Annotated in this window: 12 protein-coding genes; 8 read left to right on the plus strand and 4 right to left on the minus strand. The window is 62.7% G+C overall.

Features of this window, described 5'->3' with window-relative positions; all coding sequences use genetic code 11:
• Positions 1-9: 9 nt before the first annotated feature.
• The 4 genes from DW123_RS04630 to DW123_RS04645 all read right to left on the minus strand — a co-directional run bounded on the left by DW123_RS04630 (position 10) and on the right by DW123_RS04645 (position 4,713).
• Positions 10-1,098 (minus strand): Xaa-Pro peptidase family protein, encoded by a 1,089-nt coding sequence (locus tag DW123_RS04630; RefSeq protein WP_118273615.1) that lies wholly within the window; start codon positions 1,096-1,098, stop codon positions 10-12.
• 403 nt (positions 1,099-1,501) lie between these two features.
• Positions 1,502-1,894, minus strand: a complete 393-nt coding sequence (locus DW123_RS04635; RefSeq protein WP_118273616.1) for a DUF1667 domain-containing protein — start codon at positions 1,892-1,894, stop codon at positions 1,502-1,504.
• Positions 1,895-1,898: 4 nt separating this feature from the next.
• Positions 1,899-3,257 carry an NAD(P)/FAD-dependent oxidoreductase gene (locus DW123_RS04640; RefSeq protein ID WP_118273617.1) on the minus strand — a complete coding sequence of 453 codons (1,359 nt, stop codon included), beginning with the start codon at positions 3,255-3,257 and terminating at the stop codon, positions 1,899-1,901.
• Position 3,258: 1 nt separating this feature from the next.
• Positions 3,259-4,713 (minus strand): NAD(P)/FAD-dependent oxidoreductase, encoded by a 1,455-nt coding sequence (locus DW123_RS04645; RefSeq protein ID WP_118273618.1) that lies wholly within the window; start codon positions 4,711-4,713, stop codon positions 3,259-3,261.
• Between the two features lie 707 nt (positions 4,714-5,420).
• Between DW123_RS04645 and DW123_RS04650 the strand changes: the two genes are divergently transcribed.
• From DW123_RS04650 to rfbB, 8 genes are all read left to right on the plus strand, one after another.
• Entirely contained in the window at positions 5,421-5,852 is a 432-nt protein-coding gene (locus tag DW123_RS04650) for a zinc ribbon domain-containing protein (RefSeq protein ID WP_055251579.1), read from the plus strand.
• A 212-nt stretch (positions 5,853-6,064) separates the two neighbouring features.
• Complete coding sequence (gene thrS, locus DW123_RS04655) at positions 6,065-7,828, plus strand: threonine--tRNA ligase (RefSeq protein ID WP_118273619.1); 1,764 nt, start codon at positions 6,065-6,067, stop codon at positions 7,826-7,828.
• Positions 7,829-8,152: 324 nt separating this feature from the next.
• Positions 8,153-8,743: a hypothetical protein gene (locus DW123_RS04660; protein WP_118273620.1), complete on the plus strand. Its 591-nt coding sequence runs from the start codon at positions 8,153-8,155 to the stop codon at positions 8,741-8,743.
• An 84-nt stretch (positions 8,744-8,827) separates the two neighbouring features.
• Entirely contained in the window at positions 8,828-9,577 is a 750-nt protein-coding gene (locus DW123_RS04665) for a sugar transferase (protein WP_233540128.1), read from the plus strand.
• 41 nt (positions 9,578-9,618) lie between these two features.
• Positions 9,619-10,263 carry a sugar transferase gene (locus DW123_RS04670; protein ID WP_118273621.1) on the plus strand — a complete coding sequence of 215 codons (645 nt, stop codon included), beginning with the start codon at positions 9,619-9,621 and terminating at the stop codon, positions 10,261-10,263.
• A complete protein-coding gene (locus DW123_RS04675; protein ID WP_118273622.1) occupies positions 10,260-11,135 on the plus strand; it encodes a glycosyltransferase family 2 protein in 876 nt (291 codons plus the stop codon). The genes DW123_RS04670 and DW123_RS04675 overlap by 4 nt, the downstream gene beginning before the upstream one ends.
• Complete coding sequence (gene rfbA / locus DW123_RS04680) at positions 11,132-12,031, plus strand: glucose-1-phosphate thymidylyltransferase RfbA (protein ID WP_118291483.1); 900 nt, start codon at positions 11,132-11,134, stop codon at positions 12,029-12,031. Before DW123_RS04675 ends, rfbA begins: the two co-directional genes overlap by 4 nt.
• Positions 12,032-12,055: 24 nt before the next feature.
• Positions 12,056-13,078: a dTDP-glucose 4,6-dehydratase gene (gene rfbB / locus DW123_RS04685; protein ID WP_118291485.1), complete on the plus strand. Its 1,023-nt coding sequence runs from the start codon at positions 12,056-12,058 to the stop codon at positions 13,076-13,078.
• Positions 13,079-13,090 lie beyond the last annotated feature (12 nt).

The raw sequence follows: 13,090 nt of genomic DNA on the forward strand, positions 1-13,090 counted from the left end.
GGGATGAGCCTAGTCCAGGCGCATGGCGTCGTGGGGGTAGGCGTTGAGAATCTCGACGCCGTTCTCGGTCACCAGGGCCAGGTCCTCGATGCGGACGCCGGTGTGGTCGGGGAGGTAGATGCCCGGTTCGATGGAGAACGTCATGCCCGGCTCTACGACCTGCTCGTTGACGAGTGAAACGTCGCCCGGCTCGTGGTCCTGCAAGCCGATCGAGTGTCCCAGGCGATGCGTAAAGTACTGCCCATAGCCCGCGTCTTCAATCACGTCGCGTGCGGCGCGGTCCAGGTCACACATGCGCACGCCCAGTGCGATGAGCGCCTCGGCGGCCTCGTTGGCACGGCGCACGATGTCGTAGATGCGCGCCGTCTCCTCGTCCGGCTCGCCCCAAAAGAACGTGCGCGTCATGTCCGAGCAATAGTTGCGATAGCGCCCGCCAATGTCGAACAGCACCACGTCGCCACGCTCGAGCACGGTGTCGTCGGGTTCATGATGCGGATCGCCGGCGTTGGCGCCAAAGCTCACGATGGGCGGAAAGCTAAAGCCCTCGCAGCCGTGTTTGCGATACAAGCCGAGCATCTGGTCGGCAATTTCGCGCTCCGTCACGCCTTCATGGACGAGCTTAATCGCGTCGGCCATCACGGCATCGTTGGCTGCCGAGGACACGCGCATAAGCTCCTGCTCGGTAGCGTCTTTGTAGGTTCGCGCGGCGGTCACGGCAAAATCACCCAGGAAAAACTCGCTGGCGGCATGGCGCTCCATGAGCGGCATCAAAAAGCCAGAGCGCATGACGGTGTCGATGCCAAGGGGCTTGGTCGGATCGATCTCGCGAGCGATGGCATCGGTCACGATATCGGTATCGGTGTGGTAGGCAACGCGGGCATTGTCATACTCTGGCAGCTGGTGCAGGGCGTTGACTAGGATCACCGGCTCGGCACCGCGCGCGAGCAGCACGCCACAAAAACGCTCGAACATATCGGCATAAAAGCCGGTCAGGTAATAGATCGACCACGGGTCGTTTACGAGCAGCTGTGCGCCGGGGTGCTGAGCCTCGAGCGCATCGAGCACGCGCGCCACACGCTGGTCATCGACATGTGCCATGAAACATCCTTTCGTTAGGCTGCCACCATGGTATCCCAAGCCCGGCACATAGGGACGTTCCTTTTATGCCGGCACTTCGGGACACTCTTTGGTATGGCCAGTCTAGCGGACGTTCGAGCAAAAGTAGTCATAAGAGGCTCGTCCCAAATGGGCTGGTTTCAAAAGTATGGCGGATTACGGGGCTGGACCTGTATTAATTGACCATGGGAAAAATCGCGAAATTAAAACCGCAGGTAGACGGCTTAAAAAATATCTAAAATTGCCGGTATGGATGGGGGTCTCCGAATCAGCCCCGTAAACCGGGGTAGTTTTGAAATGGCACAAATCCGATAGCAACCGAGAGGGCATTTTCGCCAGCGAAGGGAAGGGAACGGGCCAGATAAAAGAGCCCGTCCCAAATTAGCTACTCGATGTCCATGCTGGCGATGAGGTCGGTACCGGTGTCTAGGAGGTTGGGTAGGACGACGTCGCCCATGCGGATGGGGGCCTCGACGACCACGCCGCGGATGAAGTTCATGGCTTGGGCGTGGAGTGCCAGCGGGATGGCATCGGCGGTGCGCACGGGCAGCAGGGCCTCATTGCCGCCGGATACGGCCACGGTGGTGGTGAGCACGCGCATGGGGCAGGTGAGCTCCTGATGTGCGAACTTATCGCCGCGCGGGCAGTTGTTGCCGGTCACGGAGCGCACCTCTGCCACGGCGCCGTCTGCTCCGCGTTCTACCTCCACGGTCAGGAGGCACTCGGACGGGCAGGTGGTGCAGTTGAACTTCAGCGTTTCGGTCGCATTTGTGCTCATGACGTTACGCCTCCTCAACGGGATCGACGGACAGGACAAGCTCGCTGACGCCCAGGTCGAGCGCCTGCTGAATCACCTTTGCCGGCAGCGGGAAGCTTTCCATTACGCTCGGCTTAAACGGGCGGACCTTGCCAGCGAACAGCTCCTCGCCGCCTGCCAGAATGCGCACGCGGGCGGCGTCGATCGGTCGGCGCACGCGGAAGTTGAGTTTGGTGAGTGCCATCGCCGAGATGCGCCCCGGCAGTGCGTATCCCGCAAAGCCGGCAGGGGAGACCGTGAGTTCACAGCCCGCGTCCGCATCCGTGCCGGCCCCAGCACCGTCCCCCAGCGCGTACACCGCCGCAGCTGCGCCAGCGCGCTCGGACTCGGTCGTCACGTTGTCGGCTAGGTCGTGCACGTGCAGCACGTTGCCGCACGCAAAGATGCCTGGCACGCCCGTCTGCAGACTCTGGTCCACCACGGCGCCGCGCGTGCGTGGGTCCAGCTCCACGCACGCGGCAACCGAAAGCTCGTTCTCGGGAATCAGGCCCACAGAAAGCAGCAGCGTGTCGCACGGAACGATGCGCTCCGTCCCGGCAATGGGAGCCAGACGCTCGTCGACTTGGCTCACCTCGACGGCTTTCACGCGGTCGTGCCCGATCACGCGCGTGACCGTGGTAGACAGATGCAGCGGAATTCCAAAGTCGCCCAGGCAGTTCTTGACGTTGCGGCGCAGGCCGTTGGCGTACGGCATGAGCTCGTACACGCCCTCGACCGAAATTCCCTCGAGCGTGCAACGGCGTGCCATGATGAGCCCGATGTCGCCCGAGCCCAAGATGACGGCACGCGAGCCGGGCTTGAGGTTTTCGATATTGATGTATCGCTGCGCCAAACCGGCCGTAAACACGCCGGCGGGACGGCTGCCGGGGATCTTGATCTCGCTGCGGGTGCGCTCACGGCAACCCATGGCAAGGACGATCGCGCGCCCGGTGAGCTGCAGCATGCCGGCAGGGCTCATGAGCGTGACGGTATGGACCGCGGTGTCTTCCGTAGGCTCGCCTGAATCAATTCCAATCACCATGCTGTCCAAGAACGGCGCAATGTCGGTCGCACGCACCTGGTCGATAAACCGTTGCGCGTATTCGGGACCGGTGAGCTCCTGTTTAAAGTGCGACAGGCCAAAGCCGGGGTGGATGCACTGGCGGAGGATGCCGCCCAGGTGCTGCTCGCGCTCCACGATGGCCACGCGCGCTCCGGCCTTATGAGCGGCCAGCGCGGCTGCCATGCCGGCAGGTCCGCCGCCGATAACGACCACGTCGAAGGCTTGCGTTTGTACGGCTTCGACGACGTTGCAATCAATCGCGCTCGATTTGAATTCCGCCATTCTAGCGCACCCCCTTCAGCGGTCCCTCGACCAACCAAGATCCGGCATCCTCCAACAGCACCTCGCTGGGGTCGCAGCCCAGCTCGCGCGCTAGGATCGCCACTACGCGGCTCTGGCAAAAGCCGCTCTGGCAGCGGCCCATGCCCGCGCGGCAGCGGCGCTTGACGCCTTCGACCGAAACCGCACCTGGGCGGCGTCGAATCGCGGCAACAATCTCGGCCTCGGGCACCGTCTCGCAGCGGCAGACAATCTGCCCCCACGCGGGGTCGGACTGGGTTAGCTCCTCCTTGCGTGCAAGTGGCGCACGGTCGAAGTCGTCCGGCGCCCGGCGAATTGGATCCCAATCGGCCCGTTCGCGCAAAGCAACGCCCGCCTCGCGCATCACGTGCTCCATGCGCTCGGCAATGGCCGGCGCGCTCGCCACGCCTGGCGACTGAATGCCCGCTGCCTGAAACAGCCCTGGCACCACAGCCGACTGCCCAATAAAGAAGTCGTTGGTCCCCTGAATGACCGGGCGCCCGCCGGCAAACGCGCGCACCACGCGGCGCGTGTCCAGATCGGGAACCAGTTTGCGCGCGCCGGTCAGCAGCGCGTTCACATCGCTCGCATAGGTCTGCGTGTCGCCCGGTTCGCGCACGGCAGCCGTGGCGGTTATCACAGTATTGCCATGCACGGTGCCCGTCACGATAACGCCTTTCGACACCGGCGTCGGCACGGGGTAAAGCGGCATGAGCGTGCGCGGCTCCTTGTCCAGCACCACGATGTTGCCCTGACGCCAGACCATCTGGAACTCCTCGGCGCCCACCATATGCGAGATGTCGGCGGCGCCGTTGCCCGCGGCGTTGATCAGGTAGCGGCAGCGCACGTTGCCAGCGGGGGTCGCCAGCGTAAAGCGCGCGTCTCCGCCCGACCCCGCGACTTCAATCGCCTCCACGGGTGCGGAGCGCATAAACGTCACCCCGTTGGCCACGGCGTTCTCCAGCGCGGCGATGGCAACCTCAAACGGGTCGACAAACCCAGTCGATGGGCACCACAACGCGCACGTTGCATCGGCACTGGCGCGCGGCTCTAATTCGTGGATGCGGTCGGGTCCGACGATCGACAGCTCGGGCACGCCATTCGCCAGGCCATTCTGGCGCAGCTGCTCCAGATGCGCGAGGTCCTCGTCGTTAAAGCCCAACACCATCGACCCGGTGCGGTGGAACAAAAAGCCTAGCTCCTGGGCCCACGTGCCATATAACTCGCAGCCGCGGGCGTTGACCTGTGCCTTAACCGTGCCAGGTGTCGGATCGTAGCCGGCATGCACCAGGCCGCCGTTGGCCTTCGACGCGCCCAGCGCGATGTCGTTGGCCGCCTCGACCACGCAAATGGACAGGTCATAGCGCGCGAGCTGCCGCGCGATGGCGCATCCGGTAATGCCCGCGCCCACAATCGCGATATCAAACGTTTCCGTCACAGTGCCTCCCAGATGAGTTGACAGGCTGTCAATAGGACTATCCTACGGTCTGCACACCCCCGGTGCGGCGGCAATGCGGCGAACAGCCCCGCAACACCCGCCAACGGCAGGCGAGGGTCGGCCCAGCACGGATGCCGCCCCCGCCAGACCGCGATATCCTCCCACCCAACCTCGCGGTTGCGCCGCTACCTGTTACAGATTGAGATGCAGGGTCCACAGGTTTACGTTCGTCTCAATCTGTAACAGTTAGAGGGGAATTACGGTCCTAGTTGTTACAGATTGAGATGTTTATCTGGCGGGTTATCCGTACGTCTCGATCTGTAACAGTTAGAGTGGAAATTCGGTTCTACTTGTTACAGATTAAGATTGAAGTCGGGGAGAGATTCTTCTGTCTTGATCTGTAACATCAAGACCCGTTTTTGCCCCGTAGTTGTTACAGATTTAGACATTTGTCCGGCGACTCCACCGTCTGTCTCGATCTGTAACAGTAAGAGGGGTTTTGGGACCCTAGATGTTACTGATCGAGATTGAAGTCGGGGATGGACCCCTGTGTCTCGTTCTGTAACATCTAGGACCGGATTCCGTTCCTAACTGTTACAGATTGAGATGTTTGTGTCCGCGCCAGCCCCGCCCCTAGCCGTGGTCCCATATAAACAAACCCCGTGGTAAACTTGACCGGACTGTTAATATTCCGAAAGGTATCCGTAATGTCCAAGTACATCTCCGAGCTCATGTCGCCGCAGCTTATGGGCGTCGTCTATGCCTTCGTTGGCTTTATCATCGCCCTGTATGTGCTGTCGGTCGTCTATGTGTTCATCGACGCTCGCCGCCGCGGCGCCAGCGCCTACGTGGCATGGGGCATCATCGCCCTCATCCCGTTTGTAGGCCTCATTGCCTACCTGGTCCTGCGCCCGCACTCCTACGCGTCCGACCGCGAGGAGCAGGAGCTGGACATGGCCCTGCGCGAGCGCCAGCTTGCCCAGTACGGCACCTGCCCGCAGTGCGGCGCGCCCATCGAGAAGGACTTCGTCGTCTGCCCGGTGTGCGATACCCAGGTTCGCAACGTATGTCCCAGCTGCCATCGCCCGCTCGATGCGCACTGGAAGGTCTGCCCCTACTGCCGAACTCGCATCCAGTAACGCATCCATCGCCGGACCGGCCGCAAGCTACGGGCACGCCGCAAGCCACGCGCGCCCCACACGATGAAGCATGCGTAGAAAATCGCCCGCCGTGCCATTAAGGTGCGGCGGGCGCTTGTATACCAAGGCAACCTGCCTATAATGATGCAAGTTAAAACGCCGAGCGCATCGCACGCACTTGCATCAGGCATCCGAGAGGAGAAAACATACCCATGAAGGCACTCTACAATGACGGTTCGGTGGCCGAGCTCCCGCAGGACGAGGTCACGCACGTCATCCGCCACTCCGCCGCGCACATCATGGCGCAGGCCATCAAGCGTCTGTACCCCGAGGCCGACTTTGCCTACGGTCCCGCGACCGACAACGGCTTCTACTACGACGTCGACCTGCCCGAGGGCGTCAAGATCAGCGAGGACGACTTCCCCGCGATCGAGGCCGAGATGAAAAAGATCGTTAAGGAGAACCTCAAGTTCACCGTGTACGAGAAGCCCCGCGCCGAGGCCATCGCCCTTATGGAGGAGCGCGGCGAGAAGTACAAGGTCGAGCACATCGGCGACCTGGACGACGACGCCCGCATCACCTTCTACCAGCAGGGCGACTACATCGACATGTGCGTCGGCCCCCACATCTGCTACACCAAGGCCCTCAAGGCCTTTAAGCTCACCGGCGTCTCGGGCGCTTACTGGAAGGGCGATAAGGACAACAAGATGCTCACCCGCATCAACGGCGTCGCCTTTGCCACCAAGGAAGAGCTCGACGAGCACATGCACATGCTGGAGGAAGCTAAGAAGCGCGATCACCGCAAGATCGGCCGCGAGATGGACCTCTTTATGATGCGCGACGAGGCCCCCGGCTTCCCGTTCTTCCTGCCCAACGGCATGATCCTTAAGAACACGCTGCTGGACTACTGGCGCGAGATCCATCACAAGGCCGGCTACGTGGAGATCTCCACGCCGCTCATCATGAACAAGCAGCTGTGGAAGACCTCGGGCCACTGGGACCACTACAAGGACAACATGTACTCCACCGTCATCGACGACGAAGAGTACTGCATTAAGCCCATGAACTGCCCGGGTGGCGTGCTGGTGTACGCCTCCAAGCCGCATTCCTATCGTGAGCTGCCCATCCGCGCCGGCGAGATTGGCCTGGTGCACCGCCACGAGCTGCGCGGCGCCCTGCACGGTCTGTTCCGCGTGCGCTGCTTTAACCAGGACGACGCCCACCTGTTTGTGCGTCCCGACCAGCTGACCGACGAGATCGTGGGCGTGGTCAACCTCATCGACTCCGTGTACCAGAAGTTTGGCTTTAAGTACCACGTTGAGCTTTCCACCCGCCCCGAGGACTCCATGGGTTCTGACGAGGATTGGGCGCGCGCCGAGGAGGGCCTGCGCACCGCTCTGGAGCAGCTGCACATGGATTACGAGGTCAACGAGGGCGACGGCGCCTTCTACGGCCCCAAGATCGACTTCCACCTGGAGGACTCGCTCGGCCGCACCTGGCAGTGCGGTACCGTGCAGCTGGACTTCCAGATGCCGCTCAACTTTGACCTGGAGTACGTGGACGCCGACGGCACCAAGAAGCGCCCCATCATGCTGCATCGCGTGTGCTTTGGCTCCATCGAGCGCTTCATCGGTATTCTGATTGAGCACTTTGCGGGCAAGTTCCCCACCTGGCTGGCCCCCGTGCAGGTCAAGGCACTTCCGGTCTCGGAGAAGAGCCGCGACTACGCCCACGAGGTGTGCGCCAAACTGGCGGAGGCCGGCATCCGCGTGGTCTGCGACGACCGCGACGAGAAGATCGGCTATAAGATCCGCGAGGTCCGCAGCATCGACCGCGTGCCCTACATGCTCATCTTGGGCGAGAAGGAGGTCGAGGCCGGCAACATCTCCGTCCGCGATCGCTCCAACGAGACCGTTCAGATGAGCGTTGACGAGTTTGTTGCCAAGGTGACCGAGGAGATCAAGACCCGCGCTTAAGGCAAGCTTCACAACAATTAACAAAGGCGACCGTTCGCACAGGGCGGTCGCCTTTTTCATGCCCAAATAAGAAAAGCCGCTGGTTGAGCGGCTTTTTTGTTGCACAAAAAGGTACAGGTTTTTGTATCTTTCGACAAACGACATTATACGAGCAATTAATCAGCGTTTGCCCAGATTACGCAAAATGTACTGCTAGTAGGTACATCTCCATACCCCTCTATAAAAACCTGTACTTTTGCGACTGCGCCTAGCTGCGAGCGAGAAGCCTGTTCTTAACGCCCCTGCATCCGCGTGCGTCGTGGATGCAAGTTAAGGGGGCGAGAGATGGAACAGACAATGCGGCGCCAAGAGCAGCTGCCCGGTGCCTTTAGTGGCGCCATCACCAACAGTCAGCGCGGCCGCGTCCGCTGGTATCTGGTCCACACCCCCAACGGTAAAGAGCGCGAGACCTGCGAAAAGGTCCGCCGCATTATCCCGCATGAGCTGATGCAGGACGCTTTTGTGATGCAAAAGGAGTTCTGGTTTAAGCGGGACGGCGCCTGGTCGCTCCAAACCAAACCCATGTACAAGGAATACTTCTTCGTCGCCACGCGCGATGCCGCTCTTCTTGATAAGGCTTTGGCCCAGTTGAGCTTTGGCTGTCGCATTGCCGGTAGCAAGGAGCGGGCCTATGCGCCCATGCCGGACGATGCGCAGGACTGGTACCGCAGCGTGCTCGACGACGACGGCGTGGTGCGCAACAGCGTAGCCCGCATAGAAGACGGCGTGCTGCACATAGAGCAGGGGCCCTTGGTGGGGCAAGAGGCTCGTGTAAAGAAGATCGACCGTCATAAGCGCTGGTGCCTGGTAGACGTGGGCGAAGGCGACTCCTCATTTAGGGAGCTGCTTCCGTTGGACGTACCCAGTAAGACGTAGGGAAGACGTTGCATCGGCTACTCGTTCGCTTTTTTGAATTTATCGATTGGGGGATCCCTGGGGGACAGGGACGTGGATTTGAACTTGACTAGTAAAGAAGTGACAGGGCAAAACGCGCCGGTGGGGGCCGCGCTTGTTGCCCAGGCAATGAACGGCGGCGACGTGACCGTGCGCTACAAGACCGTGCAGGCCGTCAAGGACTGGGACCGCACGCGCCTGGGCTACCGTGCCGTAAAGCGCGCGTTCGACATCGTGTTCAGCGGCTGCGTTCTGGCCGTCATCGCCGTGCCGAGCCTGGTGCTCGCCGCGGCAATCCGCCTGGAGAGCGAGGGCAACCCGTTCTACAGCCAGATCCGCGTGGGCCAGACCCACCGCGACGGCAGCCTGTCCACCTTCCGCATGTGGAAGTTCCGCAGCATGTACAAAGACGCCGACGAGCGCCTCGCCGAGCTCAAGGGGCAGAACGAGATCGCCGGCGCCATGTTCAAGATGAAGGACGACCCGCGCGTCACCAAGATCGGCAAGTTCATCCGCAAGCACTCCATCGACGAGTTCCCGCAGTTCCTGAACGTGTTTCTGGGCCAGATGTCCGTGGTGGGCCCGCGCCCGCCGCTGCCGAATGAGGTGGCCGAGTACACAGAATTCGACCTGCAGCGCCTGGCCGTGAAGCCCGGCATCACCGGCTGGTGGCAGGTGACGGACCGCAACGATACCGACTTCGACGGCATGGTGCGACGTGACCTCGAATACATCGCCAAGCGCGGCGTGGTCACCGACCTGAAGATCGTGGTTCTCACGGTCGTCGAAATGATAACGGGGGGGGGTGCCTGCTAGAGGCATCTCCCGAGATTTTTCCGATGGCGGGGTGTTAGCCCATGCCTAGGAAACCGACGGGGACCCTCTTCTACCGCATATGCAAGAGAACATTCGACATAGCCTTCAGCGCCGGATGCGCCGTGGTGCTGGCGATTCCCATGGCGGGAGTCTGCGCCGCAATCTGCGTGGAGTCACCGGGCTGCCCGGTCTACACGCAGGAGCGCGTGGGCAGGGGAGGCCGGGTGATCCGCGTGCTTAAGCTTCGCAGCATGGTGGCAGACGCCAACGACGTACGCAAGTACCTGAGCCCCGAGCAACTGCACCAGTGGGAGGTTGAGCGCAAGGTCGACGATGACCCGCGCATCACCAGGATGGGCCGGTTCATCCGTAAGTGCTCCATCGACGAGGTGCCGCAGTTCCTCAACGTGCTCAAAGGCGACCTGTCCGTTATCGGACCACGTCCCATCACACGTGACGAGCTGGAACAGCACTTCTCCGACGAGGAGAAGGAAGAGCTGTTGAGCGTTACCCCGGGCATCACGGGCCTATGGCAGGCCACTGATCGTAATGCCGCGACCTTCGAGAGTGGCCTGCGCCAGAAGATCGAGCTTCATTACGTGCGGAACCGTTGCTTCGGCATGGACTGGAAATGTTTTACAGGCACTTTTGGTGCCATGTTTGGTAAGAGGAGGTCGGGAAGGTGAGCGAGACCGTAAGCCTAATAATCCCCACGCTCAACGCGGAGGGGGAGATTGGCGCGCTCATCGAGGCACTCCTCGGGCAGAGCCGCGTTCCCAACGAGATCCTTGTGGTCGACTCGTCCTCCGACGACGGCACAGTCGGGATCGCCTCCTCGTACCGCGAGGTGTCGGTCGAGGTGATCGACCGACGGGACTTCGACCACGGCCTCACTAGGGACCGGGCGCTCAGGCGGTCCTCCGGGGACATCGCCTGCTTCATGACCCAGGACGCCGTGCCCGCAAACGATGCGTTCATTGAGAACCTGGTCGCGCCGATTCTCTCTGACCCTTCGGTGGCCGTCTCCTCGGGCAGGCAACTGCCCAAGGCGGACGCCCGGCGCTTCGAGCAGCTCGTCAGAGCGTTCAACTATACGGATGAATCGAACGTACGCTCCAGGGACGACGTCCCAAGGCTCGGGATAAAGGCTTACTTCGCAACCGACGTCTGCGCGGCGTACAGGCGCAGCGCGTATCTGGAGCTCGGCGGGTTTGGGAGCACGGATATGAGCGAGGACATGCTCATGGCGGCCAAGGCGGTCAAAGCCGGGTGGAAAGTCGCCTACGCGGCCGACGCCGAGGTCTACCACTCGCACAACCTCACCCCTCGGCAGCAGTACGAGCGCAACTTCGCCATCGGCAGGTTCCTCGAGCGTAACGCCGATTTGCTCTCGTGCGCCTCCGAGGTCGGCGAGGGCGGGAGGCTCGCGAGGGACGTGGCAACGGCCCTCGTCAAGGAAGCTAACATCCCGGAGCTGCTGGCGTTCGCCGTCGACTGCGCGGCGCGGTTCGCGGGCAACCGTGCAGGAAGAAAAGACGTTAGGAAGGCAAGAAGATGAAAGGCATCATCCTCGCCGGCGGGTCCGGCACCCGCCTGTACCCGCTCACGCTCGTGACCTCCAAGCAGCTGCTGCCGGTCTACGACAAGCCCATGATCTACTACCCGCTTAGCACCCTCATGCTTGCGGGCATCAGGGACATCCTGGTCATCTCCACGCCGACGGACCTCCCCAACTTCGAGCGCCTGCTCGGGGACGGCTCGCGCTACGGCGTTAACCTCTCCTACGCCGAGCAGCCGAGCCCCGACGGCCTGGCGCAGGCCTTCACCATCGGCGAGGACTTCATCGCCGGCGAGCCGTGCGCGCTCGTGCTCGGCGACAACATCTTCTACGGCAACGGCCTGTCGCGCCACCTGACGCGCGCCGTGCAGAACGCCGAGTCGGGCCGCGCCACGGTCTTCGGCTACCACGTGGACGACCCCGAGCGCTTCGGCGTCGTGGAGTTCGACCGCGAGGGGAGGGCCGTCTCCATCGAGGAGAAGCCCGAGCGCCCCAAGAGCTCCTACGCCGTTACCGGCCTGTACTTCTACCCGGGCGACGTGGCCGCCAAGGCGCACGGGGTCCGGCCCTCCGCCCGCGGCGAGCTGGAGATCACCGACCTCAACCGCATGTACCTGGAGGAGGGGACGCTGTCCGTCGTCACCCTGGGCCGCGGCTACGCGTGGCTGGACACCGGCACCATGGAGAGCCTGCACGAGGCCGCGGAGTTCGTCCGCGCCGTGGAGCACTCCCAGGACCTGCCCGTGTCCGTGCCCGAGGAGATCGCCTGGGAGAACGGATGGATCACCACCGAGGGGCTAAAGCAGGCCGCCGAGGCCTACGGCAAGTCGGTCTACGGGCAGCACCTCAAGAAGGTCGCCGCCGGCGAGATCGTCAACAGCCCGCGCGAGTACTAATCCGACCCAATGGGAGATAGAAACATGTCTGAAGAGCTCTTCGAGCCCAGGAACATCATCGTCACGGGCGGCTGCGGCTTCATCGGCAGCAACTTCGTGCACTACGTGGTGGAGAACCACCCCGGGGTGCACGTGACCGTCCTGGACAAGCTGACCTACGCCGGCAACCCCGAGAACATCGCCGGGCTGCCCTCCGACCGCGTGGAGCTCGTCGTGGGCGACATCTGCGACGCCGCGCTGCTGGACCGCATCGTCCCGGGCCACGACGCCATCGTCCACTACGCCGCCGAGAGCCACAACGACAACTCCATCGCCGACCCGGAGCCGTTCCTGCGCACCAACGTCGAGGGCACCTTCCGCCTGCTGGAGGCCGTCCGCAAGCACGGCATCCGCTACCACCACGTCTCCACCGACGAGGTCTACGGCGACCTGGCGCTCGACGACCCGGCCAAGTTCACCGAGGAGACGCCCTACCACCCGAGCTCTCCGTACAGCTCCACCAAGGCGTCCTCCGACATGCTCGTCCGCGCCTGGACCCGCACCTACGGCCTGCGCGCCACGATCTCCAACTGCTCCAACAACTACGGCCCCTACCAGCACGTGGAGAAGTTCATCCCCAGGCAGATCACCAACATCATCGACGGCGTGCGCCCCAAGCTCTACGGCCGCGGCGAGAACGTCCGCGACTGGATCCACACCGAGGACCACTCCAGCGCCGTCTGGGACATCCTGACCAAGGGCCGCATGGGGGAGACCTACCTCATCGGTGCAAATGGCGAGAAGAACAACATCACGGTCCTGCGCATGATCCTGGAGGCCATGGGCCGCGACCCCGAGGACTTCGACTGGGTCGCCGACCGCCCCGGCCACGACCGCCGCTACGCCATCGACTCCGCCAAGCTCCAGCGCGAGCTCGGCTGGAGGCCGGCCCACACCGACTTCGCCGAGGGCCTCAGGGCCACCATCGACTGGTACGTCGAGAACGAGTCCTGGTGGCGCCCCGCCAAGGAGGCCACCGAGGCCCGCTACAAGGCCCAGGGGCAGTAGGGGAGGCCGATA

Source organism: Collinsella sp. AM10-26 (assembly GCF_003472525.1).
GTDB lineage: Bacteria > Actinomycetota > Coriobacteriia > Coriobacteriales > Coriobacteriaceae > Collinsella.